We start from the raw sequence: 26,163 nt of genomic DNA, 5'->3' as shown, positions 1-26,163 counted from the left end.
AGCCAGTTCCTTATCTACTATTTTAGCATAGATTGGTTGAGAATGGTAAGCTTGTATGGTACTTCATTTACTAATTTTCTTTTCCTTATTCGATTGGTTCACGATTCGGAACACCGGCTTTTCTTGGGTATTTCTTCGGTGTTTTTCGATGCTTAGCGATGATTGCTATATTCCGCTCACCGCCCTCTTCCGGCAAATCAAATGTAAAACTTTCTACCAATTCGCCGCCAAGCAACTGGATAGCAGGTTCTGCATCTTGCAGTTCTGATTCCATATTCGGTCCTTTCATCGCGATGAAATGTCCCTTTGTTCGGCAAAGCGGCAGACAAAGTTCACTAAGGACAGACATCCGGGCTACAGCTCTAGCTGTTACTAAATCAAATGATTCCCGGAAGCTATCATTTTTCCCGAAGTTTTCTGCTCGATCATGATAAAATGCGACATTTGTTAATTCAAGCTTCGTCGCTAACTCATTCAGAAAAGTGATTCGTTTCTTCAGCGAGTCGACGATTGTCACCTTCAAGTCTGGATAGACAATCTTAAGCGGGATACTCGGGAAACCTGCACCGGCGCCTACATCACAAATACTTTCAACCCCTTTAAAATCAAAGAAGAAAGCTGCAGAAATGGAGTCATAGAAGTGTTTCAAATACACTTCTCCTTTCTCCGTAATGGCAGTTAAGTTCATTTTTTCATTCCACTCTACTAAGAGATGGAAATAGTCTTCTAACTGCTGCTTCTGCCGGTCAGATAAGGTGATTCCTTGCTGTTCCAATTGTTGTAGAAAATCTGTTTGGTTCATCCTGTACCTCTTTTCGACGGATTATTGGTTTGCTGCTTTTGCAGGGCCACCTTGTTCGATATAAACGAGCAGGATGGACACATCAGCTGGATTTACACCAGAAATACGGGAAGCTTGGCCAACAGACAGCGGACGTACTTCTTGCAGCTTCTGACGAGCTTCAGTAGCAAGTCCACTGACGTCATCATAATTAATAATATCTGGGATCTTTTTGTTTTCCATACGTTTCATACGGTCAACCTGCTGCATGGATTTTGCAATATATCCTTCATATTTCGTTTGTATTTCAACTTGCTCTTTTACATCGGCTGGCAGTTCTTTATCAGCCGGTACAATTTTCTCCAACAAGCTGTACTTGATTTCCGGACGTTTTAACAAATCTGAAGCGCGTTGAGCTTCTTTCATGACAGATCCTACTTCTTCCATCAGTTCCAGCACATGCGGTTCTGTTTTGATAATAATTCCTTCCAAACGTTTGCGTTCTTCTTCAATTAAGCGTTTTTTCTCTTGGAAGCGCTCATAACGTTCATCACCGATGGTACCAATTTGATGGCCTAGTTCAGTCAGGCGCATATCGGCATTGTCATGACGAAGCAGCAAGCGGTACTCAGCACGTGATGTAAGCAGTCGGTAAGGTTCATTTGTTCCTTTCGTTACCAAGTCATCGATTAAGACACCGATGTATGCTTGTGAACGGTCAAGAATGACAGGGTCTTTGCCAAGCGCTTTTGCAGCTGCGTTAATACCAGCCATGATACCTTGGCCAGATGCTTCTTCATAACCGGACGTACCATTGATTTGACCCGCTGTGTAAAGACCAGCAATTTTCTTCGTTTCTAATGTTGGCCAAAGCTGTGTTGGTACCATCGCATCATATTCAATGGCATAGCCGGCACGCATGATTTCTGCCTTTTCCAATCCCGGGATCGTTTGCAGCATCTCTTTTTGGACATATTCAGGTAAAGAAGTCGACAATCCTTGCACATAAACTTCTTCAGTATTGCGTCCTTCAGGCTCCAAAAAGATTTGGTGGCGCGGTTTGTCGTTGAAACGTACAACTTTATCCTCGATAGATGGACAATAACGCGGACCGGTACCTTTGATCATGCCGGAATACATCGCAGACAATCCTAGATTTTCATTAATAATGTTGTGTGTAAATTCATTTGTATACGTCAACCAGCAAGGAATCTGATCTGTAATGAATTCTGTCGTTTCATAAGAGAATGCCAATGGCTCATCATCGCCTGGCTGAATCTCTGTTTTGGAATAGTCAATAGATCGGCTGTTTACACGCGGTGGTGTTCCCGTTTTAAAACGAACCATTTCAAAACCAAGTTCTTCTAAGTGCTCGGACAATGTAACCGATGCACGCTGGTTATTAGGACCACTTTCATAAGATATATCACCGATAATTACGCGGCCGCGCATAAATGTTCCTGTTGTAATAACAACTGTTTTCGCGTAGTAAGCTGCTTTTGTTTCGGTGACCACACCTTTGCAGACGCCGTCTTCAATAATTAGACGTTCTACCATTCCTTGACGCAATGTCAGGTTCTCCTGACTTTCCAGTTGTTTTTTCATTTCTGTAATATATAGCGGTTTATCCGCTTGTGCACGCAATGCGCGGACAGCAGGACCTTTTCCTGTGTTAAGCATACGCATTTGAATGTGTGTTTTATCAATAACTTTACCCATTACGCCGCCAAGTGCATCTATTTCACGCACTACTACGCCTTTTGCAGGGCCGCCGACGGATGGATTACATGGCATGAATCCTGTCATGTCAAGGTTCATAGATAGCATCAGAGTGTTCGCACCCATTTTTGCTGCACCAATACCAGCTTCACAGCCAGCATGTCCTGCACCAATGACAATGACATCGTAATGCCCAGCATCGTATGTCATGTTAATTCTCTCCTTTTTTATTTTCCTAAACAAAACTGTGAAAACAGTTGATCAATTAAACTTTCATGCACGGTATCCCCGAGAATTTCACCGAGTAATTCCCATGTACGTGTTACATCTATTTGGACAATATCCATCGGCATTTGCATTTCAATGCCATTCATCGCTTCCTGCAGCGAAGATAATGCCTGCTTCAGAAGCTGAATATGCCGGACGTTTGATATATAACTCAAGTCGCCGCCATCAATCTCTCCTGCAAAGAAGGTATCCTTGATGGCTAGCTCCAATTCATCAATTCCTTTTTCCTCTATAAGCGCTGTTGTAATGACAGGTCGATCTCCTGCCAGCTTCTGTACTTCATCCAAATCGATTTTCTGCGTAAGGTCCGTCTTGTTCACAATAGCAATGACATCAAGTCCTTTAACAGCTTCGAATAAATGACGATCTTCGTCAGAAATTTCTTCTCCATAATTAAGCACAAGTAAAATAAGATCACTTTGTTTCAATACTTGGCGGGAGCGCTCCACACCAATTCTTTCAACGATGTCTTCTGTTTCCCGAATACCTGCTGTATCCACAAGTTTTAATGGAACACCGCGCACATTGACATATTCTTCGATTACATCTCGCGTAGTTCCTGCAATTTCTGTGACAATTGCCTTGTTTTCGTGTACAAGTGCATTCATCAAGGAAGATTTTCCAACATTCGGGCGGCCAATAATCGCAGTAGCCAGACCTTCCCGCAAAATCTTACCTTGTTTCGCCATCTCCAGCAGTTTTTCAATTTCTTTATATACGTATTGTGTTTTCTCAATCATCATATTGTGCGACATCTCTTCTACATCGTCGTACTCTGGATAATCAATATTTACTTCTACGTGTGCTACAGTTTCCAGCAGTTCCTGACGCAGCTTTTGGATGAGTCGAGAAAGTCTGCCGTCCATTTGTTTCAGCGCCACGTTCATCGCTCTATCTGTCTTTGCACGAATAAGGTCCATGACAGCTTCTGCCTGGGACAAATCAATTCGGCCATTCAGGAAAGCACGTTTTGTAAATTCTCCTGGCTCTGCCAAGCGTGCTCCTTCTTGCAATGCAAGCTCCAACACGCGATTAACAGAAACAAGACCGCCGTGACAGTTTATCTCTACAACATCTTCCCGCGTAAAGGTCTTCGGAGCTTTCATAACAGAGACCATCACTTCTTCTGCGACTTCCCCGGTAATAGGGTCAATTAGCTTGCCGTAATGAATTGTATGGCTTGGCACGGTCGTCAATGCTTTGCCATCAAAAAGCTTTGCAGCAATTTCTACTGCTTCTGGCCCGCTTAGCCGCACAATGGCAATTGCTCCCTCTCCAACTGGAGTTGAGATAGCTGCAATTGTTTCATGCTGCATGCTTTTCACCTCTTTCTATCTATTGTTCATTTCATCTATTTATCCACAGTTTAAACCTGTGATTGTGTTTATACTCACTAACATATAAGAATAGCACAGATGCCTATCAGAAAGAAAGATATCCACAACAAAAATAGTGTCTGCCAGCCTGTTAAAATTTGTCCACATGTGAACAAATTGCACAAAAAAAGCCTTGGCTTATTGCCAAGACTTATTCTGTGATGGTTGGATGATGAGATAACGATTGGGTTCTTTCCCTTTCGAAGCTGTTTCAACATCGTTTTGTTTTTGCAGCACAGCATGGATGATTTTCCGTTCGCTTGCCGGCATTGGTTCCAGAGGTATCGCTTTTTGCAGCGCTAATGCTTTGCTGGCAGCATTCACTGCTAGCTTTTCAAGTGTTTCCCGTCTTTTTGATCGATATCCTTCCGCATCGACGGTAACTGTAACATGATATGCTTTTTGCTGATGCAGGAATTGTTCGACGAGCTGCTCCAGCGCATTAAGCGTCTGTCCTCGTTTCCCAATCAATATGCCAAGATTTTCTCCGTTAAGCGTGAACATCACATGCTTTTTCTTTCGAGTGGTGATCTCCACCTGTACATTCGGGTGCAGATGGCGGATCACACTTTCCAAATAAGCTTTTGCTGCTTTCATAACATCTGTCTTTATAACGACTTTTACTACAGCCGGTTTGGCACCGAATAAACGAAGGAAACCTTTGCTTCCTTCATCAATGATGGTAACTTCAACATCTGCTTTGGCAGCATTTAACTGCTGAAGGGCCGAATGGATGGCATCATCTACGGTTTTACCGCGAGCAGTGAGCTGTTTCATTACTTTTTGCCGTCAGCTTGCTGCTTGTTCCCCGCCATCATTGGTTTGTTGATCAATAATGTTTGGGCAACCATAAAGATATTACCAACTACCCAGTACAATGCTAGAGCAGAAGGCAAGAACAAAGCAAAAACAGTAATCATAACTGGCATGATATAAAGCATCATTGTCATTTGCGGATTGGCAGCCATCGCTGTGTTTCCAGCCATCATCAGCTTTTGCTGTAAGAATGTCGCTAAACCTGCAACAATTGGCAAGATATAATATGGATCGGGTTGACCTAGCTGTACCCATAAGAAATCATGTTCTTTAATCGCTTGTGTTCTGCTGATTGCTTGATAGAAAGCAAGCAATATTGGCATTTGAACGATAATTGGCAGACATCCTGCAAGCGGATTTACACCATGACGCTGAAATAGCTGCATCGTTTCCTGCTGAAGTTTTTGTTGTGTATTTGCATCTTTGGAACTGTATTTCTTTTGCAGCTCTTTCAATTCCGGCTGAATCGCCTGCATTGAACGAGAGCTTCTCAGCTGTTTAATGTTAAGCGGCAGCAGGATTAGGCGAATAATCACCGTAACGATGATAATTCCCAAGCCATAGTTTTCACTGAACAATTCAGCAAAGTAGCGAATTACTTCGGATAAAGGAAAAACTGCATATTTATTCCAAAATCCGGTACTTTCCGATGTGATCGGCTCCGAGTTCGGCGCACAACCTGCCAAGGCTGCAACAAGCAGCACAAGTGCTAACGCTAATATACCTTTTTTACGCACCATGTTTCCTCCTTAACTTCCTTACATAAGACTTTCTCTATTCTATATCTTTGTTTCGTTTTTTTGCTGCTTCAGCAGACGCGATTTCCACAGCACGTGGATCAAGCTTTTTTTTAGCTCTTGATAAGACATGTCCTTTGCTGGCTGTCTTGCAATGACAACGTAATCATAACCACCAGCCACCTGCTCGTCCAATTCATGGAAAGCTTGTCTTAAATAGCGCTTTATCTTGTTCCGCATAACAGCGTTTCCAAGTTTTTTGCTGACAGACAGACCAATACGGAAATGCGCATCTCCGTTATCCTGCTTCTTATAATATAGAACGAGTTGGCGATTCGCAAAGGAGCGTCCTTTCTGGAACACTTCCTGGAATGCCTCATTCTTTTTAATTCGATATTCTTTCTTCATAAGAGGATCCCCTCAAGCATGCCTATTTAGCAGAAATAATCTTTTCTTAATTTGAAAGAAGGAGAATAAACACGGCATTTAAGCTTCTGGTTTATTCTCCTTCTCCACTCATGTAAAAGCACAGTCGGAACTGTGTTCGTACACTGCTCAAGTATATAAAGTCAAAAAGACCACTATTACAGTAAGTGGTCTTATGCAGACAATACTTTTCTTCCTTTACGACGACGACGAGCTAGAACTTTACGTCCGTTTTTACTGCTCATACGCTCACGGAAGCCGTGTACTTTTTTTCTTTTACGGTTATTAGGTTGAAATGTACGTTTCATATATCAAACACCTCCCTCGAGGATATATAAAAAATATTGCGAAAGGTCATAGACAGTCTTGAACATTATACTTTTAAATGCACAAACATGTCAACCTCTCATATTTTGCTGCTAATTGACTTTCTTTTATCCACAACCCATGTTAATCTAATACCCCTGTGCATAACTTTTTCCACACAAGTTTTCGACAGCTTACTCACATAATCGCAAGCTGTGGATATTTTTTGTCTACACGAAGAAGTACATGTGGATAAGTGTCGAATATGCATTGCAACACACGGATTATTCTGGTATCATGTTTGTGTTTTACTGATTGAATAACTACTACCCATAAAACTTTTATCCACAATGTGTGGATAAACTGTGGACATCTATTCACAGCCCTGTAGATGCAGTTATCAACAAGGACGTGGACAACTGGAGAAGCCTCTCTAATTCCACAATTTACGCGGTTTTATTATCCACACTTATATAATTGAGTTGCACGGCCTTTTTGGCATGACCGTATTTTTCGTATGCCTCAAAAAAGGCCTTTTAATACCTACTATGATGCAGTTTCTAATTAAAGTGACTGCTTCTTTCATTTTTTCAGAAAGGGGGATGCCTGTTGGAGAATATTCAGGATTTATGGAAAAAGACGTTACAAGCAATTGAACAGAAAATCAGTAAGCCAAGCTTTGATACATGGCTCAAAAATACAAACGCATATGCACTCGAAGAGGATACCCTCATTATTCAAGCTCCCAATGAGTTTGCCAGAGACTGGCTGGAAAGCAGCTACTCCTCCTTGATAGGAGACACCCTTTTTGAAGTAACCGGTAATCGCCTGCAGACAAAATTCATCATTCCAGAATTCCAGCAGGAAGAAGAAGCTGCTAAGCCAGCTGTACCTGCTAAAACGTCTGCTAAAGATACTGCAGCGGATTCGCCAAAAACGATGCTGAATAGCAAATATACGTTTGATACATTTGTTATCGGGTCCGGCAACCGCTTTGCACATGCTGCATCTCTAGCTGTTGCAGAAGCACCGGCTAAAGCCTATAATCCGCTTTTCATCTATGGAGGTGTCGGGCTCGGCAAAACGCACTTGATGCATGGAATCGGACATTATGTACTTGATCATAATCCAGGTGCAAAAGTGGTGTACTTATCATCTGAAAAATTTACAAATGAATTCATTAATGCTATCCGAGACAACAAAACAGCAGAATTTCGGGCAAAATACCGCAATATTGATGTCTTGCTTATAGATGATATTCAGTTTTTGGCCGGAAAAGAACAAACGCAAGAAGAGTTCTTCCATACTTTTAATGCGTTACATGAAGAAAACAAGCAAATTATCATTTCCAGTGACCGGCCGCCCAAAGAAATACCAACATTAGAGGATCGTCTGCGCTCCCGCTTTGAATGGGGACTAATTACAGATATTACACCGCCAGATCTGGAGACGAGAATCGCAATCTTACGCAAAAAGGCCAAAGCAGAAGGTTTGGATATTCCAAATGAAGTTATGCTGTACATTGCCAATCAAATAGATACAAATATCCGAGAGCTAGAAGGTGCACTTATACGCGTTGTTGCTTATTCCTCTCTTATAAACTCGGATATTGATGCTTCTTTAGCAGCAGACGCACTTAAAAATATCATCCCTAGCTCCAAGCCAAAGGTCATTACAATCCATGCGATTCAGGAGCTGGTCGGTGAGCGTTTTAACGTCCGATTAGAAGAATTTAGTGCAAAAAAACGAACGAAGGCTATTGCTTTCCCTCGTCAAATCGCAATGTTCCTATCTCGTGAACTCACCGATTTCTCTTTACCTAAAATAGGTGAAGAATTTGGCGGAAGAGACCATACAACTGTCATTCATGCGCACGAGAAAATATCTAAGCTTCTAAGTGAAGATCAGGAATTTCAGCGTGAGATCGATGAGATAAAAGAAAGACTAAAATCTTTCTAATGAGAAGGCCCTGTTGATAAACGTGCATAAACTCTTTTTTTATTCACATATTATCCACAGGGTGTTTTTGTTGTTGTAACTGGGTTTTTTGATGGTTATCCACATAATCACAGCCCCTATTACTACTACTGTATTTTTATAAATAATAATTAATATAAGAACACCCCTTTAGGAGGCACGCAATTATCATGAAATTTGTCATACAACGTGATCGACTATTAGCTAGTATTCAAGATGTAATGAAAGCAATCTCATCCAGAACAGCTATTCCAATTCTGACAGGAATGAAAATTGAAGCAAAAGAAGACGGCATCACCCTAACAGGAAGTGATTCAGATATCTCAATTGAATCCTTTATCCCAAAAGAAGAAGATGGAATTGTATACGTAGAACAAATAGAACCTGGAAGCATTGTCTTACAAGCCAAGTATTTCCCAGAAATCGTTAGAAAAGTACCGATGAACGCCGTGGAAATTGAATCAGATGGACAATTGAACGTCACCATCCGATCAGGAAGTGCAGAATTTAAATTGAATGGGCAAGATGCTGATGAATATCCACAGCTGCCAAAACTTCATAGTGAAGACAGCTTTGAACTTCCTGCTGACTTATTCAAAAACGTAATCAAAGAAACAGTTTTTGCTGTATCTACCCAGGAAACACGCCCTTTATTGACCGGAGTAAATGTTCGTGTACAAGATGATCAATTGCACTTTGTTGCAACAGATAGTCACCGACTAGCTTCCAGGCAAATTCCGATTTCAGCAGCATTTGCTTTCCAGAATGTTGTCATTCCAGGAAAAAGTTTGACAGAACTGAATAAAATACTTGATGAAAATCAGGATCCTGTGGAAATTCGAATTACAAATAATCAAATTCTATTCCGCACAAAACATTTATATTTCCTTTCTCGTTTGCTGGAAGGTAATTATCCAGATACGTCTCGTCTGATTCCGAATGAAAGCAAGACTGTCCTTCAAATCGACACAAAAGAATTGCTTCGTTCCATCGATCGCGCATCTTTACTTGCAAAAGAGAACAGAAACAATGTTGTAAAACTTGTTACCCAGGAGTCAGGAAAACTAGAAATTAGCAGTAACTCACCAGAAGTTGGTCGAGTGGTAGAGGAAATGTCTGTTCAAGAACTTTCCGGAGAAGAACTACGCATCAGTTTCAGTGCCAAGTATATGATGGATGCACTGAAGGTTATCGAAAGTGAGCAGGTAAAAATTGAATTTACGGGAGCAATGCGTCCATTCCTCATCCGTCCAACCGATGATGAAGACCTGCTGCAACTAATTACACCAGTTCGTACGTACTGAGTTATGCACATGTGGATAAAGGCACTGCCAATCGGCGGTGTCTTTTTTCTGTGCATAACATGTTGTCCATTCAGTTGGGCATAATGAAAATAACTTTCAATGTTGTGGATACTTTAGTAAAATAATAAGAAGGCACTTAAAAGTAAGGAGAGCGGAAATGAACGAAGAAATTCAGATCAACACCGAATATATTCAGCTAGGAAAATTCCTGAAGCTGGTGAATGCTGTGGAAAGTGGCGGAATGGTCAAATTGTATCTAGCTGACTATCCGGTGCTAGTGAATGGAGAAGAAGAAAACAGACGCGGCAGGAAGCTGTATCCGGAGGATCGTGTCGAGCTGCCAGCGACATCCGATGTATTTATTGTCAAAAAGGCATAGCAGCTTGCCGGATACAGAAAGGACCTGAGCATGCATATTCAAGAGCTAACGCTTACGCATTATCGGAATTACGATAAGCTGCAGCTTCAATTCGACGATAAAGTGAATGTGATCATCGGCGAGAATGCACAAGGTAAGACGAACCTTATGGAGGCCATCTATGTTCTCGCTTTTTCTAAATCCCACCGGACTCCGAAAGATAAAGAACTTATCCAATGGGACCAAGAATATGCTAAAATAGAAGGGAACATCCTGAAGCGAAAACAGCGGTTTCCGCTGGAAATCGTATTATCGTCCAAAGGCAAAAAAGCAAAACTGAATCATCTGGAACAAAAACGCCTAAGTGATTATATCGGGGCGCTTAATGTAGTCATGTTCGCTCCTGAGGATCTGAACTTGGTGAAAGGCAGTCCGCAAATTCGCAGGCGTTTTATTGATATGGAGATCGGACAGATTCAGCCTGTTTACATTTATCACCTTGGACAATACCAAAAAATATTAAAGCAGCGGAACCACCTGCTGAAGCTGCTTCAGCGGCGGCAAGCTGATCCGACGATGCTTGATGTACTTACAGAGCAGCTAATCACACATGCTGCAATTATTTTAGAAAAGCGTTTCTTGTTCCTTGGATTGCTGCGGAAATGGGCACAGCCTATCCACCAAGGCATCACGACAGGACTGGAGATGCTTGATATAGAATATCTTTCCAATCTTGACGTATCAGAAGAATCCGATAAGGAAACGCTGAGAATAGCTTATGAAGAGAAATTCTCAGCACTTAGAACGCGTGAAGTGGAAAGAGGGACAACATTAGCAGGCCCCCATCGTGATGACCTGTCTTTTTATGTGAACGGGAAAGACGTACAAGCCTTCGGTTCACAAGGTCAGCAGCGCACAACAGCATTGTCACTGAAACTTGCTGAAATAGAGCTGATTCATAAAGAAGTAGGAGACTATCCGATTCTTTTGCTGGATGATGTATTGAGTGAATTGGACGACAGCAGACAATCCCATTTACTTGAAACGATACAAGGAAAAGTACAGACTTTTGTATCAACCACAAATGTATCTGGCATCCAGCATGACACATTGAGACAGGCAGAACTGTTCAACATTCAAGCAGGCAAGCTTGTTTGTGAGTCAGGAGGGGCCTGATATGTTCCTGTCAATTGGTTGGGATAACGTCGTCAGGGCAAAAGATGTTGTGGCTATTTTGGAATATGATCAAGCAGCCAAAACGGTTGACCCCGTGAGGGCAGAAAATGACGAAGCGGATGATGCAGCAGCCAAATCTATCATTGTCACCACAGAAGGGATCTATTCCAGTCCTTTGTCTGTGCAAACACTGAAAAGACGGGCTGCTGTATCAATTCCGAGAATGATAGAAGAAGAAAACCTATAAAGAAACGCAGGTGAAAGCATATGGCAATGGAAGATAAGATGCCGGAAGAACAGTTATATGATGCAGATCAGATACAAGTACTGGAAGGTCTAGAGGCTGTACGAAAACGTCCAGGAATGTACATTGGTTCAACAAGTGAGCGCGGACTGCACCACTTAGTGTGGGAAATCGTTGATAACAGTATCGATGAAGCACTTGCTGGCTATTGTGATCATATTAAAGTGACAATCGAGGAAGATAACAGCATTACGGTTGAGGATAATGGTCGGGGTATCCCTGTAGGTACACATGAGAAAACTGGCCGACCTGCAGTTGAGGTCATTATGACGGTTCTACACGCCGGAGGTAAATTTGGCGGAGGCGGTTATAAAGTATCCGGCGGTCTGCACGGTGTTGGTGCGTCTGTTGTAAATGCTTTGTCGACGCAACTTAACGTAACAGTTCACCGTGATGGCAAAATCCATGAGCAAACTTTTGAACGAGGCATTCCAAAAGGTGATTTGAGAGTCACTGGGGAATCTGACAAAACAGGAACCTTTACTCATTTCAAGCCGGATCCGGAAATCTTTACGGAAACGACGGAATATAACAAAGAGACGCTGCTTGTCCGTATTCGAGAGCTTGCATTTCTGAATAAAGGATTGGCCATCAGTCTGGAAGATAAACGCGAAGAAGAAGCTGAGGTTGTTACCTTCCACTACGAAGGCGGTATCCGTTCATATGTCGAGCATTTGAATCGTACCAAGGAAGTATTACACGAACCGTTTTATGCAGAGAATACGGATTCCGATATTTCAGTAGAGATTGCCCTGCAATACAATGACGGCTACACAAGCAGTATCTACTCTTTTGCGAATAATATCCACACGTATGAAGGCGGAACACATGAAGCTGGATTCAAATCTGGTTTGACACGTGTTATCAATGACTATGCACGGAAGAATAACATGTTCAAGGAAAATGATCCTAATCTGTCTGGTGATGATGTAAGAGAAGGCTTAACTGCCATTATATCAATCAAGCATCCTGATCCGCAGTTTGAAGGCCAAACAAAGACGAAGCTAGGTAACAGTGAAGCACGCCAAGTTACGGATGCAGCTTTCACAGAGTTATTTTCCAAGTTTATGTTTGAAAATCCAGATACAGCAAGAATTGTTGTTGAAAAAGGGTTAATGGCATCTCGCGCTCGAATTGCGGCAAAACGAGCACGTGAACTAACACGACGTAAAGGTGCTTTGGAAGTAAGCAGCTTGCCAGGTAAACTTGCAGACTGTTCTTCCAAGGATGCTTCTATCAGTGAATTGTACGTAGTAGAGGGAGACTCTGCCGGCGGTTCAGCGAAGCAGGGGCGTGATCGTCACTTCCAAGCGATTCTGCCATTGCGAGGTAAAATTATCAACGTTGAGAAAGCTCGACTAGATAAGATTCTTGCCAACAATGAGATTCGCGCAATGATCACTGCTTTAGGAACAGGCATTGGAGAAGAATTCGATATTTCAAAAGCACGATACCATAAACTTGTTATCATGACGGATGCGGATGTCGATGGCGCACATATCCGAACCTTGCTTTTGACATTCTTTTACCGCTACATGCGTCCGCTGATTGAAAATGGTTATGTGTATATCGCACAGCCGCCGCTTTATAAAGTGCAGCAAGGGAAAGCGGCATACTATGCATATAATGATCGTGAGATGGATCGAATCATGAGCGAACTGCCAAAAATTCCGAAGCCTGGTGTTCAGCGTTATAAAGGACTCGGAGAAATGAACGCAACACAGCTTTGGGAAACAACAATGGATCCCGACAACCGCACATTGCTGCAAGTCAGCTTAGCGGATGCAATTGATGCCGATCAGATTTTCGATGTGCTGATGGGCGACAAAGTTGAACCAAGAAGAAATTTCATTCAAGACAATGCAGAAAATGTGCAGAATTTAGATATTTAACCAATTGAGTATTGGTACTGGCAATTGACAGGAGGTTTTTCGCATGGCGGATGAATTACGTCCAAGTGTGCAAGAAAGAGATATTGGTACAGAAATGCGTACATCGTTCCTTGACTATGCAATGAGCGTTATCGTAGCACGTGCTTTGCCTGATGCTAGAGACGGATTGAAGCCTGTACACCGCAGAATTCTTTATGCAATGCACGATTTGGGTATGCATGCAGATAAAGCATATAAGAAATCAGCTCGTATTGTTGGGGAAGTAATCGGTAAATACCACCCGCATGGTGACTCAGCAGTGTATGAAGCGATGGTACGTATGGCGCAAGATTTCAGTTATCGTTATATGCTCGTTGACGGACACGGAAACTTCGGTTCTGTGGACGGTGACTCAGCAGCAGCAATGCGGTATACAGAAGCACGTATGTCTAAGATATCAATGGAGCTGCTGCGTGATATTAATAAAGATACAATTGACTATGGCGATAACTATGACGGCTCCGAAAGACAGCCACTCGTATTGCCAGCCCGCTTCCCAAACCTGCTCGTAAATGGGGCTTCTGGTATTGCGGTCGGAATGGCTACGAATATTCCGCCGCATAACCTAAATGAAACGATTAATGGTGTTCTGGCTCTTAGTAAGAACCCAGATATCACAGTCGAAGAATTGATGGATGAGCATATATTTGGACCTGATTTCCCAACTGGAGCTCAAATATTGGGCAGAAGCGGCATCCGGAAGGCTTATGAAACAGGACGAGGTTCTATCACTGTTCGTGCTAATACAGAGATTATTGAACATGATAATGGTAAATCCACTATCCTTGTATCAGAACTTCCTTACCAGGTGAATAAGGCTCGTCTTGTAGAGAAAATCGCAGAACTTGTGCGTGATAAGCGAATTGAAGGTATCACGGATCTGCGTGATGAATCCGACCGGAACGGAATGCGTGTGGTTATTGAAATCCGCCGTGATGCGAACCCGAACGTAATACTGAATAATTTGTATAAGCATACAGCTTTGCAGACGTCCTTCGGAATTAATATCTTGGCGCTTGTAGACGAGAAGCCACAGATTCTGAACTTGAAACAAGTACTTAAACATTACTTGGATCACCAGCAGGTTGTTATTCGCCGCAGAACTGAGTTCGAATTGCGCAAAGCGGAAGCAAGAGCTCACATTCTGGAAGGTTTACGTATTGCGCTCGACAATCTGGATGAAATCATTCGTTTGATTCGCGGATCCCAGACAACAGATATTGCTCGTGAAGCGTTAATGACTAGCTTTGAGCTATCTGAAAAACAAGCGCAGGCAATTTTGGACATGCGTTTGCAGCGATTAACAGGTTTGGAACGTGACAAGATTGAAGAGGAATATCAAGAGCTTGTAAAACTTATTGCAGAGCTGAAAGCAATCCTTGCTGATGATGAGAAAGTATTGGAAATCATTCGAGAAGAGTTGACTGAGATCAAGGAACGCTTTGGTGACGAGCGCCGTACGGAGATTGTTATCGGCGGTACAGACTTTATTGAGGATGAAGCACTTATCCCAGAAGAGAATGTTGTCATTACTTTAACGCACCAAGGTTATATTAAACGCTTGCCTTCTTCCACTTATCGCAGTCAAGGACGCGGCGGCAGAGGTATTCAAGGTATGGGAACGAATGAAGATGACTTTGTTGAACATCTCATATCTACTAGTACGCATGATACGATTCTATTCTTCTCGAACAAAGGGAAGGTATATCGTGCAAAAGGCTATGAAGTACCAGAATTCAGCCGGACAGCGAAGGGTATCCCGATTATCAATATGCTGGAGATTGAAAAAGGCGAATGGATCAATGCCTTGATACCTGTTAAAGATTTTGTTGATGACTGGTATTTGATCTTCACAACAAAACAAGGTATCTCTAAACGGACAACACTTTCTCAGTTCGCCAATATCCGCCGAGGCGGTTTAATCGCATTGAATCTGCGCGAAGATGATGAATTGATCTCCGTTCGCATGACGGATGGAAACAAGCACATCATGATCGGAACGAAAAACGGTTATTTGATTCGCTTCCCTGAAGAACAGATCCGTCCGATGGGCCGGACAGCTGCGGGTGTGAAAGGAATCAGCTTGCGTGGTGAAGACGATTCAGTTGTATCGATGGATATTATTGATGAGGGCGTTGATATCCTGAACGTCACAGAAAAAGGATTCGGGAAGCGTACGCCAGAATCAGAATATCGAATTACGAATCGTGGCGGTAAAGGTATTCTTACCTCCAAGATCACGGATAAAACAGGTCAGATGGTCGCTGTTAAACCAGTAAGTGGTGATGAAGATATTATGATTATCACTGTTTCTGGCGTCTTAATCCGTATGCCTGTTGCCAGTATTTCAGTCACTGGCCGGAATACACAGGGCGTCATTCTGATTCGTATTCAAGAAAATGAAGCAGTTGCTACTGTTGCTCGGATTGATAAAGAGCAAGAAGAGGAAATTGAGGGTGTTTCGGAAGAATTGCTGGATGAACCAGTACAGCCCGAAGAAGATAACTCTGAGGATTCCGAATAAGTATGATTAAAAGCATTCCCGCTCCCATAGTGGGAGTGCTTTTTTTTACATAATGAAGTGGAAGAAAGGGTGCGTAGGATATGATCGTCTCAGCTAATCAACTTGTAGCTGGCTGTATTGTAACTGCAGACGTGATGGGAAAGAGTGGTTTACCGCTTGTAAAGAGTAAAACAACACTGACAGAGTCGGATATCTTTTATCTGCAAAAACTACTTGTGAAAGAAGTAGCAGTAGCTAGCCACTTAGAAGACGGCACCAGTTTTGTCCCAAGTAAGGAACCTGTGCAGCAAAAGGTCCTCAAAAAAGAAATGAATTTTCTAGATGCATATGAAGCAGCAGCAGATGAACATCAGAAACAGTTCGCTTCTTGGCAGCATGGAGCTGCTGTTGACGTTTCTAGCTTGCGGAAGAAGCTTTTAACTATGATAGAGAAATTAGCGAAGTGGGATGGAAATATCTTTAATTTGCCGTCCTATCGGAAGCAGAATGATTATGTATCTGATCATGCAATTGGGATGGCGCTGCTTGCAGCAGCAGTGCTGCAGAGAGCAGGTTATACAGAGGCAGATATTAATCAGACAGCTTTAGCTGCTTTGTTGGCTGATTGCGGCATGGCAAAGCTTAAGCAGCCCTATCATCTGCAAAAACGCAGCTTGCATGCACTGGATCGGGAAGATATGGAGAAGCATCCTACATTGTCTTATCGAATGATAGAGAATGTTTCTCTTCTTTCAACAAAGGCAAAACTTGCGATTCTGCAGCATCATGAACGAGCAGATGGAGCAGGATATCCGCTCCGTTTGGGTAAAGATAAAGTCCACCCTTTCGCAAGTCTTATTTCTATTTGTGATACCTATCATGCACTCATATCTGAACGGGCTCATCAGCGTGCCGTATCTCCTTACAGAGCAGTTGAAATGATATTGGAAGAACAGTTTGAACGGTTTGATCCTACAATGGTGCAGCACTTTATGCAAGCATTCCTGGATGCACAGCAGAAGACGACAGTCCGGTTATCTTCTGGCGAACTTGCTGAGATTGTATTTACAGATAGCAATTATCCGGCTAGGCCAATGGTCCGTGAGCTAGAATCTGGAGAAGTGAAAGCAATGAATGAATATCCAGATTTACAGATTGAAGAGGTTATCCAATGAAGCACGCATTTAGCGTGCTTTTTTTGTATCTAATAAGCGTTGCTGCATATAGGAACCAATTAGCAGCGGAAATTTTTCACAAGTGATTTCTAGAAAACGAACAATTAGTGGGTAGTCATGGCGCTTACTCACATGCAGAAAATCTGTCCACCATTCTGTTTCGTAACGACAAATCATGCTGAGGTTATACAGCAGTACATAATGGGCCATGCATTCATGAATAGCAGTTAAACTTCGCTGCTTGAGAAAGTGGAAATTCTTTTCTGTTGTACTATAAAAAAGCGGTCCAGCTGTTTGCCAAATTGTATCTGGAGTCTCGATAGCTAGCTGTTCGTTACTGGTTAATTTTAGAGAGAAAGAATGCAAAAGTTCACGGAAACGCCGCTGTGTGTATTGAAAGTTATCAGGCAAGGAGGAAGGCAGATATATGGTGTTTTGCTGCTGTTCTGCTAGAGACAGATGCTGCTTCTCTTCTTGCATCAGCAAAAGACCTTGTAATTCTGGAATTAAACCTAGCATATCGCCCATCGATAGCTTCTGGATTGAGAGTAAATCTTTTTGACAAACATATCGTGAGAAGTAAGGAAATAAGCCGCGCTGCTGGACAAGAACTTCATCAAGACTGAAGTGATAGTCACGTTTTTTACGCTTTCGAGTCGACAGCCCGTGCGCTAAATCAGCTGTTGATTCTGGATATGCCGGCCGCGTTAGCAGTAAACTTGCTTTCATAAAATGCGTCATTCCGTAAAACAATAAGACAGGCTTCATAAATAACGGGGCATCTTTACCATAGGAATAATAAGCTTTCCCGTGGTCCATATAGGCCAGGAAAGCAGAAATGTTCTGGTAGCTCCGGCTTTCTGCATCGGGAACAGCGAGTTGCTGATAGTTTTTTTGCAGAAGAGAAAGGGCTGCATCTTCTGCTTCCAGGTAGGTTAGAAAGGTGGAGACGTTTTCATCTTTCATACAGGATCCTCCAGTAAATTTTCAGTGCTTATATAGTTGAAAAACCGCGCATCTTGGCGTATTGTAAGTAACAATAGGTTTTTATAGAAGTATTTTAACCATATATAGTCATTTCATGATAAAAGGAGGATAAACATGCGGGAAGACAAGTTTACAAAAGAGGGTTTGACCTTTGATGATGTCTTGCTTATGCCAGCAAGATCTGAGGTATTGCCACGTGATGTGAAGTTCCAAACTGCATTAACCAAAAATATTACACTAAACATTCCACTTATCAGTGCAGGAATGGACACTGTAACAGAGGCTAGCATGGCTATTGCAATGGCGAGACAGGGTGGACTAGGCATCATCCATAAGAACATGTCCATTGAAGAACAAGCAGAGCAGGTGGATCGTGTAAAACGTTCTGAGAGCGGCGTTATAACTGACCCATTCTTCTTGTGCCCAGAAAACCAAGTGTTTGATGCAGAACATTTGATGGGTAAATTCCGCATTTCAGGCGTGCCAATCGTTAACAACCGAGAAGAGCAGAAGCTGATCGGTATCCTGACAAATCGTGATCTTCGTTTCGTGCAGGATTATTCGATTGCAATCTCCGATGTGATGACAAAAGAAAACTTGGTAACTGCGCCAGTCGGCACAACGTTGGATGAAGCAGAGAAAATTCTTCAGAAACATAAGATCGAAAAGCTGCCGCTTGTAGATGAAAAAGGTGTGCTTAAAGGCTTGATCACTATTAAAGATATTGAGAAAGTAATTGAGTTCCCGAATTCTGCAAAAGACAAACATGGCCGCTTACTCGTAGGAGCTGCTGTCGGTATTACTGGTGATGCGATGACACGCATCAGCAAGCTAGTGGAATCTGGCGTGGACGTACTTGTAGTTGATACTGCACACGGCCATTCAAAAGGTGTTCTGGAACAAGTACAAGCAATTAAAGAGAAGTTCCCTGAAGTGGACTTGATTGCTGGTAATGTAGCAACAGCTGAAGGTACACGTGCACTTATCGAAGCTGGTGCTGACGTAGTTAAAGTTGGTATCGGACCTGGTTCAATTTGTACAACACGCGTGGTAGCAGGTGTTGGTGTACCACAGATCACAGCTGTTCATGACTGTGCTGTAGAAGCTGACAAACACGGTGTCTCCATCATTGCAGATGGCGGTATTAAATACTCTGGAGACATTGCAAAAGCACTAGCAGCAGGCGGACATGCTGTAATGCTCGGCAGCATGTTTGCGGGTACAGCAGAAAGCCCTGGCGAAACAGAGATTTTCCAAGGCCGTCAATACAAAGTATATCGCGGTATGGGGTCTGTTGGAGCGATGAAATCCGGTTCCAAAGACCGTTACTTCCAAGGCGAAACAGAAGAAGCGAAGAAATTGGTACCAGAAGGCATCGAAGGACGTGTTGCTTTCAAAGGAGCACTTGCAGATACAGTACACCAGCTGCTTGGCGGCTTGCGTGCAAGCATGGGCTATTGCGGTGCTGCTGATCTTGTGTACTTCCGTGAGAATGCACAATTTATCCGCATGACTGGAGCAGGCTTGCGTGAAAGTCATCCGCATGATGTTCAAATCACAAAAGAAGCACCAAACTATTCCGTAACTTAATTAGAATTTGAAACGACGTCATCATTGGCGTCGTTTCTTTTTTATAGTACATAATCTAACAAATAAACTGACTTTTTTCAATATGAATAATATTGTAATAGTTGAAAGGGTTTGCTACATTTAAAAGGAACTAATTTAGAAATAGGGGGTAGAAGAGATGAGAATGAAGAAAAGATCTTTTATCGTAATTAGTATGATAGCGGCATTGACTATTATTTTGACAGCATGCGGCGGGGGTACAAGTGACAGCTCTTCGTCTGAGGGCGGTCCGCAATTCATCGATTTGCTGACAGGCGGAACGGAAGGTACATATTATCCGCTAGGGGGCAGCTTGGCTGAGATTATCAACTCAAACGTGGATGATGTAGAAGCACGTGCTACATCTACAGGAGCTTCTGTAGAAAATATGAATACATTGAGTGAAGGTAACGACGATGTGATTGCCTTCACCCAAACAGATATTGCTGCTTATGCATCAGAAGGAGAATTGATGTTTGAAGGAGAAGCAATCGATAATATCCAGGCTATTGGTTCCCTATATCCAGAAACAATTCAGATTGTTGCGACGAAGGCTAGCGGCATCGAAACGATAGATGACTTAAAAGGAAAGACTGTATCAATTGGGGCACCAGGATCCGGTACAAATGCAAGTGCAGAGGATATCTTGGGTATCTATGATTTGACAGTGGATGATATTGAAGTGCAGAATCTTGACTTTGGTGAGTCTACAGCTGGCATGCAGGATGGGACGATTGATGCTGCCATCATCACAGCGGGTACACCAACAGGCGCGGTAGAAAGTCTTTCTGCTACAACGGATATTACAGTAGTCGGTTTGGATAAGGATAAGGTCGATCAATTGATTGAAGAGAAACCATATTATGCGCCTTATACGATCGAAGAGGGCACATACAGCTTGGAGCAGCCTGTCGAGACAGTATCTGTTAATGCAATGCTTGCGACAACTGCAGGTATGGATGAGGATCTTGTTTACAATATCACTAAATCCATTTATGAAAATACAGATGAAATTGGACATCAAAAGGCTGAATTTATTAAACCAGAGAGTGCAGTAGAAGGTGTGAGCATTGATTTCCATCCAGGTGCATTGCGTTACTTCGAAGAAGCAGGGGTAGAAGTACCGCAATAACGTATAAGTATGTGATCGCCGGTATCCCTCGGTTACCGGCGATTTTTTGAGGTTGAAAGGGTGTTAGGATATGAAACTGCCTCGCTTTCTAACTAAATATTGGCTGCTGGCTGTACCTCTTGGAGCTGTATTTTTATGGTATCTAGTTTATCCATCACACCAAATTCTTGCTTTAGAGGACCCTGATAACGGGGAGCTGCTAAGCTATTTGCCGGTAACAGATGGTGACCACTTCCAAATCAAATACACACATTCCATCCACTTATCGGATGTAAACGAAGAATATCGTGTACAAGGAGGGCGTTTATATCCTTATCAATTGATTTATGAAGATACAGGAGTAGGGATGCCAGCGAATGCGGAAGCAGGTCAAACTTTTACGATGGATGATGGGAAGTACATCATATCCAATCTTCAAGGTTCAACAGACAAGCTTTATCTCACGATTGGAGCAGTAAAAGCCAATCATCAAATCATCTTTAATAATACATCCTATTCGCTGCAAGCTAACATCGGTCCAGGTGAGACGATTGCGATTAAAACACGTAACGTAAATCACTGGATGCTTTGGAAAGGAGACAGATTACATGAGTAACAAGCTAGCACAAGCAGAAAGAATGACAGAAGAACAACAGCAGCAGCTAATAGAGAAATACGATTCCGAATCGAATTTCCGAAGACTTGCTGGATTCATGAGCATGATTGTTTTTTATGGGTTACTCGCTTTCTCCATTTATCAGCTGTATACATCAACTTACGGAAATATCCCTACTCAGATTCACCGTTCCATTCACTTAGGATTTGGACTCGTATTAATATTCCTGCTTTTTCCTGCTTCTAAGAAAAGCAGCCGGACAAAAATTGCCTGGTATGATTACCTGCTGGCTGCTCTTGGATTTGTCGTAGGTGCTTATTGGCCGGTGATGTACAATGAGATTATTTCACAAGCCGGACAGATTACAACGATGGACTTCGCTGTTGGCACGCTGGCTGTACTTCTCGTACTAGAAGCAACACGCCGGACAGTCGGTCTGCCGATTGTCATCATCGCAGTCGCTTTCTTGGCTTATGCGTATTGGGGACGGCAAATGCCGGGATTCCTGCTGCATCCAGGTGTTGACGTAGATACATTGGTGCAGTCACTATTCTTTACGACACAAGGAATTTTGGGTACTCCAATCGGTGTATCGGCTACATATATCTTTCTGTTCTTGCTGTTTGGGGCCTTTCTTGTTAAGACAGGTGTTGGACAGTACTTTAATGATCTGGCTTTGGTCATTGCTGGCAGGAGAATTGGCGGTCCAGCAAAGGTAGCAATCTTCTCAAGTGCTTTGCAAGGGACAGTAAGCGGGAGCTCAGTTGCTAACGTTGTGACTTCCGGGTCATTTACGATTCCTATGATGAAGCGCCTTGGCTATTCAAAGAATTTTGCTGGTGCTGTGGAAGCATCCTCTTCTACAGGAGGACAAATCATGCCGCCTATCATGGGGGCAGCTGCCTTCTTAATGGTCGAGTTCATTGGGGTAAGCTACTGGACGATTGCAAAAGCAGCGGTTATTCCAGCTATTCTTTACTTCTCGGGTATTTGGATTATGACCCATTTTGAAGCGAAAAAAACAGGATTGCGCGGTTTGAAGAAGGAAGAGATGCCAAATAAGAAAGAAGTGCTGCAAAATCTTTACCTGCTTCTTCCAATTGTTGCTATGGTATTTTATCTGAGTTCTGGGTTAAGTATAATGCGCGCTGCTGTTTATGGGATTATTACATGTATCTTAATTGGTTTACTGCGGAAAGAACGTTATAAGCATCTTTATCCAATTGTTTTTGCGGCTACATTCGCTGCCTATCTCGTGTACGGTGCACTTACAGGCGGAATGTCGGTTGAAACAGCTTTAATAGTAGCCGCTCTTATTACGGTTCTTGTCAGTTACTTTTTCAATGAAAATTTCATTGATACCATCCAGGCATTAGTTGAAGGAGCAAGAACAGCTCTAAGTGTTATCGCAGCAACAGCAGCAGCTGGGATCATTGTAGCTGTTGTGACAAAGACAGGCCTTGGGCTAAGCTTAGCTAACAGCCTGGTCGATCTGGCAAATGAGAAACTGCTGCTTACTTTGTTCTTTACAATGATTGCATCCTTAATTCTAGGAATGGGAGCCCCGACAACGGCCAACTATATTATCACGTCAACAATTGCAGCACCGGCAATCATTTTGCTAGGTGTGAATGATTTATCGGCTCATATGTTTGTGTTCTACTTCGGTATTATGGCAGATATTACACCACCAGTAGCGTTAGCAGCGTTTGCGGCAGCAGGAATGTCTGGAGGAAGGCCGATTGCCACTGGATTAAATTCTGCAAAGTTATCCATTGCTGCCTTTATTATTCCATACATGTTCGTATTGGAGCCGCAGCTTTTGCTCTACGATATAGATGGTAACTATCTGCATGTTATTTGGATCTTCCTTACAGCCTTTCTCGGTATGATTAGTATTGGAGCAGGAATTATTGGCTACTGGTACCGTAAGTTATATATCGTGGAACGATTTGTTGCTGTAATTGGAGGACTAGTGCTTATCTATCCCAATCTATGGACAGGAATAGCAGGTATTATTACTTTCGCAGCTTTGCTTGCGATTCAGTATTTCGTAAAACGTTCTGAATGGAATGTACCTGTAACGAAGCCGTCTTCTTAATTGAAGGTGGCTTTTTCTTTAGGGTAATTCGGGTATAGGTTTGGTACAATGTCCGGGAGGTGAAGGTATGGTAAAACAAATGATTGATAATGACTGGCAGAATATTTTGCAGGATGAATTTGAGAAGGAATATTACAAGGAACTGCGAAGCTTTTTAAAAACCGCCTATGAGGAGCGGACAATTTATCCAGATATGCATCATATATATGAGGCTTTGCAAGTCACGTCTTTCCAGCATACAAAGGTTGTCATTCTTGGCCAGGATCCATATCATGGGCCGAACCAAGCACATGGACTCAGTTTTTCTGTCCAGCCTGAAGTAGCAGTACCGAGATCACTTGTAAATATTTATAAAGAACTGGCTGATGACATTGGCTGTTCCATTCCGAGTCACGGATATTTGAGGCACTGGGCTGAACAAGGGGTGCTTCTTTTGAATACAGCTTTAACAGTAGAAGCGCATCAAGCTGCATCCCACCGCGGCAAGGGCTGGGAACATTTCACTGATCGTGTGATTCAGTCACTCAATGACAAGCAAGATCCAGTTGTCTTTATCTTGTGGGGAAAACATGCGCAAGAAAAGCAGAAGCTAATTGACACAGACAAGCATTATACACTTACTTCTGTCCATCCAAGCCCATTGTCAGCAAGACGCGGATTTTTTGGAAGCAAACCTTTCTCCAAGACGAATGAAATACTAATAAGCAATGGACTCGAGCCAATCGATTGGTGTGTTCCTGACTTGTGAACAAAATGTAGAATCGTCATAAAGTACGTTCCCCTCTAGCTGCTGTCTATGGTAAAATAACGAGGATATAAAATAACGATTCTATATATTTGTGGAGGTAGAAACACTTGAAACATCTTTTGAAAGCATCGATGATCGGTTTACTCGCGATGCTGATTACGTTTAGCACTTTTATAGCAAAGCCACTAGACACACAAGCTGCGGGAAGCTTGAATATCAAAGCGGAATCCGCAATTCTAATAGACGCCAATTCTGGTGAAATATTATATGCGAAGAACCCTGATCTCACTTTACCTCCAGCAAGTATGACAAAAATGATGTCGGAATACCTGATTTTAGACGCAATTGAAGCAGGAAGTATTTCCTGGGATACAACAACGCAAGTGAGTGATTATCCGTACGCCATCTCAGCCAATAAGGATTTCTCCGGTACGGGGCTTACACAGGACAAAGATTACACAGTACGTGATCTTTATAATGCAATGGCTATCTATTCTGATAATGCAGCTACTGTTGTTCTAGCAGAACTTGTAGCTGGCAGTGAAACAGAATTTGTGAAGATGATGAACAAAAAAGCCGAAGAAATCGGTATGAAAGAATACAAATTTGTAAATGCTTCTGGTCTTGCCAATTCTGACCTTGGTGATGACCGTCCTGAGGGTACTGGAGCCAACGAAGACAACCTTTTATCAGCAAGGTCAACTGGTATTCTTGCTTACAACTTGATTAAAGATCATCCGGAAGCACTAGAAGTTGCCGGTACAACACAAACAGAGTTCGACGGTAAAACGATTACAAACTGGAACTGGATGCTTCCCAATATGCCTGGCTACCTAAAAGCTTATGGTTATGAAGGCATGGATGGTTTGAAAACAGGACACACAACTGCAGCAGGCTACTGCTTCACAGGTACAGCGGAAAGAAACGGTCAGCGATACATTACAGTTGTGATGAAGACAGCGAGCGAAGAAGCACGCTTCCAAGAAACAGCGAAATTGCTTGATTACGGTTTTAATCAGTTTAAACAAACAGAGCTTTATAAAGCAGGCACAGAAATCAAAGACCATAAATCTTTACCTGTAGCAAAAGGAAAAGAAGATACAGTAGCCATCTCAACAAAAAATGCAGTTACAACATCTGTTAAAAACGGTGAAGAAGATAAATATCACCTTAAATTCAAAGTCGACAAGGACAAGCTGAATAAAGATGATGAACTTATAGCCCCAGTGAAAAAGGGCGACAAAGTTGGTACAGCTACACTCGTATATGATGGCGATGATTTAGGTAACATCAATGGCGGTTCTTACACTGTTGACATCGTCGCATCAGAAGACGTTGAAAAATCAAACTGGTTCATGCTCTCCCTAGGCGCCATCGGAGACTTCTTCTCCGGCATCTTCACTAGCGTAGCAGATACAGTTAAAGGCTGGTTTTAACTAAGAAAAGCGGAGAAAACCGTTTAGAAACGGAGGGATAGGTGAGAAAGCCCGGAGTGAGGTGTATTTCCTTGTGCAGGGATTTATCGCCTATACTGCAGTTTCTGGTCTGTGCAGCTAGACACCATCGAAAAGCGGAATAAGCCGTTTAGGAACGTAAGGATAAGCAAGGGAGCGCGGAGTGGGCGATTTCTCCCACGCAGAGATTCATTGCTTATCCTCTAGTTCCTGGCTTGTGCAGCTAGACACCATCGAAAAGCGGAGAAGACCGTTTAGGAACGTATGCATAAGCAAAAACCCCCCGGAGAGACTTTCTTTTCGGGGATTTTACGTATAAATCATCTTTTCTTAGTGGAAGCTAGATCCAGAATTGCATATC

Annotated in this window: 22 protein-coding genes; 14 read left to right on the top strand and 8 right to left on the bottom strand. The window is 42.6% G+C overall.

Annotated features, from left to right (window positions below; translation table 11 throughout):
- Positions 1-85: 85 nt before the first annotated feature.
- From rsmG to rpmH, 7 genes are all read right to left on the bottom strand, one after another.
- Positions 86-802: a 16S rRNA (guanine(527)-N(7))-methyltransferase RsmG gene (rsmG, locus tag B1K52_RS05045; protein ID WP_077305989.1), complete on the bottom strand. Its 717-nt coding sequence runs from the start codon at positions 800-802 to the stop codon at positions 86-88.
- Between the two features lie 21 nt (positions 803-823).
- Positions 824-2,710, bottom strand: a complete 1,887-nt coding sequence (gene mnmG, locus B1K52_RS05040; protein WP_077305987.1) for a tRNA uridine-5-carboxymethylaminomethyl(34) synthesis enzyme MnmG — start codon at positions 2,708-2,710, stop codon at positions 824-826.
- A 17-nt stretch (positions 2,711-2,727) separates the two neighbouring features.
- A complete protein-coding gene (mnmE, locus tag B1K52_RS05035; RefSeq protein ID WP_077305985.1) occupies positions 2,728-4,104 on the bottom strand; it encodes a tRNA uridine-5-carboxymethylaminomethyl(34) synthesis GTPase MnmE in 1,377 nt (458 codons plus the stop codon).
- A 198-nt stretch (positions 4,105-4,302) separates the two neighbouring features.
- A complete protein-coding gene (gene jag, locus B1K52_RS05030) occupies positions 4,303-4,941 on the bottom strand; it encodes an RNA-binding cell elongation regulator Jag/EloR (protein ID WP_077305983.1) in 639 nt (212 codons plus the stop codon).
- The gene (spoIIIJ, locus tag B1K52_RS05025) at positions 4,941-5,720 is read right to left on the bottom strand and encodes a YidC family membrane integrase SpoIIIJ (RefSeq protein WP_077305981.1); all 780 of its coding nucleotides are present in this window, start codon (positions 5,718-5,720) and stop codon (positions 4,941-4,943) included. The genes jag and spoIIIJ overlap by 1 nt, the downstream gene beginning before the upstream one ends.
- A 39-nt stretch (positions 5,721-5,759) precedes the next feature.
- Complete coding sequence (gene rnpA / locus B1K52_RS05020; protein ID WP_077305979.1) at positions 5,760-6,125, bottom strand: ribonuclease P protein component; 366 nt, start codon at positions 6,123-6,125, stop codon at positions 5,760-5,762.
- 191 nt (positions 6,126-6,316) lie between these two features.
- Positions 6,317-6,451 carry a 50S ribosomal protein L34 gene (rpmH, locus tag B1K52_RS05015; RefSeq protein ID WP_077305977.1) on the bottom strand — a complete coding sequence of 45 codons (135 nt, stop codon included), beginning with the start codon at positions 6,449-6,451 and terminating at the stop codon, positions 6,317-6,319.
- Positions 6,452-7,058: 607 nt separating this feature from the next.
- On the opposite strand from rpmH, the gene dnaA reads away from it, so the two are divergent.
- The 8 genes from dnaA (at position 7,059) to B1K52_RS04975 (ending at position 17,177) form a co-directional block, all read left to right on the top strand.
- On the top strand, positions 7,059-8,408 hold the full coding sequence (gene dnaA / locus B1K52_RS05010) for a chromosomal replication initiator protein DnaA (protein WP_077305975.1): 1,350 nt from the start codon (positions 7,059-7,061) through the stop codon (positions 8,406-8,408).
- A gap of 188 nt (positions 8,409-8,596) precedes the next feature.
- The gene (dnaN, locus tag B1K52_RS05005) at positions 8,597-9,730 is read left to right on the top strand and encodes a DNA polymerase III subunit beta (RefSeq protein ID WP_077305973.1); all 1,134 of its coding nucleotides are present in this window, start codon (positions 8,597-8,599) and stop codon (positions 9,728-9,730) included.
- A 157-nt stretch (positions 9,731-9,887) separates the two neighbouring features.
- A complete protein-coding gene (gene yaaA / locus B1K52_RS05000; protein WP_077305970.1) occupies positions 9,888-10,109 on the top strand; it encodes a S4 domain-containing protein YaaA in 222 nt (73 codons plus the stop codon).
- A 30-nt stretch (positions 10,110-10,139) separates the two neighbouring features.
- Positions 10,140-11,264: a DNA replication/repair protein RecF gene (gene recF / locus B1K52_RS04995; protein ID WP_077305968.1), complete on the top strand. Its 1,125-nt coding sequence runs from the start codon at positions 10,140-10,142 to the stop codon at positions 11,262-11,264.
- Position 11,265: 1 nt separating this feature from the next.
- On the top strand, positions 11,266-11,511 hold the full coding sequence (gene remB / locus B1K52_RS04990; protein ID WP_077305966.1) for an extracellular matrix regulator RemB: 246 nt from the start codon (positions 11,266-11,268) through the stop codon (positions 11,509-11,511).
- Between the two features lie 20 nt (positions 11,512-11,531).
- Positions 11,532-13,460, top strand: a complete 1,929-nt coding sequence (gene gyrB, locus B1K52_RS04985; RefSeq protein ID WP_077305964.1) for a DNA topoisomerase (ATP-hydrolyzing) subunit B — start codon at positions 11,532-11,534, stop codon at positions 13,458-13,460.
- Positions 13,461-13,503: 43 nt separating this feature from the next.
- Positions 13,504-16,023 carry a DNA gyrase subunit A gene (gene gyrA, locus B1K52_RS04980; RefSeq protein WP_077305962.1) on the top strand — a complete coding sequence of 840 codons (2,520 nt, stop codon included), beginning with the start codon at positions 13,504-13,506 and terminating at the stop codon, positions 16,021-16,023.
- A gap of 80 nt (positions 16,024-16,103) precedes the next feature.
- Positions 16,104-17,177, top strand: a complete 1,074-nt coding sequence (locus B1K52_RS04975) for an HD-GYP domain-containing protein (RefSeq protein ID WP_077305960.1) — start codon at positions 16,104-16,106, stop codon at positions 17,175-17,177.
- Positions 17,178-17,186: 9 nt separating this feature from the next.
- Here the strand turns inward: B1K52_RS04975 and B1K52_RS04970 are convergent, their stop codons facing one another.
- On the bottom strand, positions 17,187-18,143 hold the full coding sequence (locus tag B1K52_RS04970) for a YaaC family protein (RefSeq protein WP_077305958.1): 957 nt from the start codon (positions 18,141-18,143) through the stop codon (positions 17,187-17,189).
- 135 nt (positions 18,144-18,278) lie between these two features.
- On the opposite strand from B1K52_RS04970, the gene guaB reads away from it, so the two are divergent.
- The 6 genes from guaB (at position 18,279) to B1K52_RS04940 (ending at position 25,784) form a co-directional block, all read left to right on the top strand.
- On the top strand, positions 18,279-19,754 hold the full coding sequence (gene guaB / locus B1K52_RS04965; protein WP_077305956.1) for an IMP dehydrogenase: 1,476 nt from the start codon (positions 18,279-18,281) through the stop codon (positions 19,752-19,754).
- 157 nt (positions 19,755-19,911) lie between these two features.
- Positions 19,912-20,904, top strand: a complete 993-nt coding sequence (locus B1K52_RS04960) for a TAXI family TRAP transporter solute-binding subunit (protein ID WP_306278110.1) — start codon at positions 19,912-19,914, stop codon at positions 20,902-20,904.
- 70 nt (positions 20,905-20,974) lie between these two features.
- Positions 20,975-21,499 (top strand): DUF1850 domain-containing protein, encoded by a 525-nt coding sequence (locus B1K52_RS04955; RefSeq protein WP_077305954.1) that lies wholly within the window; start codon positions 20,975-20,977, stop codon positions 21,497-21,499.
- Positions 21,492-23,600 (top strand): TRAP transporter permease, encoded by a 2,109-nt coding sequence (locus B1K52_RS04950; protein ID WP_077305952.1) that lies wholly within the window; start codon positions 21,492-21,494, stop codon positions 23,598-23,600. The genes B1K52_RS04955 and B1K52_RS04950 overlap by 8 nt, the downstream gene beginning before the upstream one ends.
- 67 nt (positions 23,601-23,667) lie before the next feature.
- On the top strand, positions 23,668-24,348 hold the full coding sequence (locus B1K52_RS04945) for a uracil-DNA glycosylase (protein WP_077305950.1): 681 nt from the start codon (positions 23,668-23,670) through the stop codon (positions 24,346-24,348).
- 107 nt (positions 24,349-24,455) lie between these two features.
- Positions 24,456-25,784: a serine hydrolase gene (locus B1K52_RS04940; RefSeq protein ID WP_077305948.1), complete on the top strand. Its 1,329-nt coding sequence runs from the start codon at positions 24,456-24,458 to the stop codon at positions 25,782-25,784.
- The last annotated feature ends 379 nt before the right edge of the window (positions 25,785-26,163 follow it).

Origin of the sequence: Terribacillus halophilus (assembly GCF_900162685.1) — a bacterium.
Taxonomy (GTDB): domain Bacteria; phylum Bacillota; class Bacilli; order Bacillales; family Amphibacillaceae; genus Terribacillus; species Terribacillus halophilus_A.
The sequence above is the reverse complement of the archived record's forward strand: the minus strand, read 5'-3'. Positions and strand labels throughout refer to the sequence as shown.

What these genes read in the sequence shown, in the direction of transcription:
- rsmG (WP_077305989.1), bottom strand. Translation starts at nt 802, where the DNA reads ATGAACCAAACAGATTTTCTACAACAATTGGAACAGCAAGGAATCACC.
- mnmG (WP_077305987.1), bottom strand. Translation starts at nt 2,710, where the DNA reads ATGACATACGATGCTGGGCATTACGATGTCATTGTCATTGGTGCAGGA.
- mnmE (WP_077305985.1), bottom strand. Translation starts at nt 4,104, where the DNA reads ATGCAGCATGAAACAATTGCAGCTATCTCAACTCCAGTTGGAGAGGGA.
- jag (WP_077305983.1), bottom strand. Translation starts at nt 4,941, where the DNA reads ATGAAACAGCTCACTGCTCGCGGTAAAACCGTAGATGATGCCATCCAT.
- spoIIIJ (WP_077305981.1), bottom strand. Translation starts at nt 5,720, where the DNA reads ATGGTGCGTAAAAAAGGTATATTAGCGTTAGCACTTGTGCTGCTTGTT.
- rnpA (WP_077305979.1), bottom strand. Translation starts at nt 6,125, where the DNA reads ATGAAGAAAGAATATCGAATTAAAAAGAATGAGGCATTCCAGGAAGTG.
- rpmH (WP_077305977.1), bottom strand. Translation starts at nt 6,451, where the DNA reads ATGAAACGTACATTTCAACCTAATAACCGTAAAAGAAAAAAAGTACAC.
- dnaN (WP_077305973.1), top strand. Translation starts at nt 8,597, where the DNA reads ATGAAATTTGTCATACAACGTGATCGACTATTAGCTAGTATTCAAGAT.
- yaaA (WP_077305970.1), top strand. Translation starts at nt 9,888, where the DNA reads ATGAACGAAGAAATTCAGATCAACACCGAATATATTCAGCTAGGAAAA.
- recF (WP_077305968.1), top strand. Translation starts at nt 10,140, where the DNA reads ATGCATATTCAAGAGCTAACGCTTACGCATTATCGGAATTACGATAAG.
- remB (WP_077305966.1), top strand. Translation starts at nt 11,266, where the DNA reads ATGTTCCTGTCAATTGGTTGGGATAACGTCGTCAGGGCAAAAGATGTT.
- gyrB (WP_077305964.1), top strand. Translation starts at nt 11,532, where the DNA reads ATGGCAATGGAAGATAAGATGCCGGAAGAACAGTTATATGATGCAGAT.
- gyrA (WP_077305962.1), top strand. Translation starts at nt 13,504, where the DNA reads ATGGCGGATGAATTACGTCCAAGTGTGCAAGAAAGAGATATTGGTACA.
- B1K52_RS04975 (WP_077305960.1), top strand. Translation starts at nt 16,104, where the DNA reads ATGATCGTCTCAGCTAATCAACTTGTAGCTGGCTGTATTGTAACTGCA.
- B1K52_RS04970 (WP_077305958.1), bottom strand. Translation starts at nt 18,143, where the DNA reads ATGAAAGATGAAAACGTCTCCACCTTTCTAACCTACCTGGAAGCAGAA.
- guaB (WP_077305956.1), top strand. Translation starts at nt 18,279, where the DNA reads ATGCGGGAAGACAAGTTTACAAAAGAGGGTTTGACCTTTGATGATGTC.
- B1K52_RS04960 (WP_306278110.1), top strand. Translation starts at nt 19,912, where the DNA reads ATGAGAATGAAGAAAAGATCTTTTATCGTAATTAGTATGATAGCGGCA.
- B1K52_RS04955 (WP_077305954.1), top strand. Translation starts at nt 20,975, where the DNA reads ATGAAACTGCCTCGCTTTCTAACTAAATATTGGCTGCTGGCTGTACCT.
- B1K52_RS04950 (WP_077305952.1), top strand. Translation starts at nt 21,492, where the DNA reads ATGAGTAACAAGCTAGCACAAGCAGAAAGAATGACAGAAGAACAACAG.
- B1K52_RS04945 (WP_077305950.1), top strand. Translation starts at nt 23,668, where the DNA reads ATGGTAAAACAAATGATTGATAATGACTGGCAGAATATTTTGCAGGAT.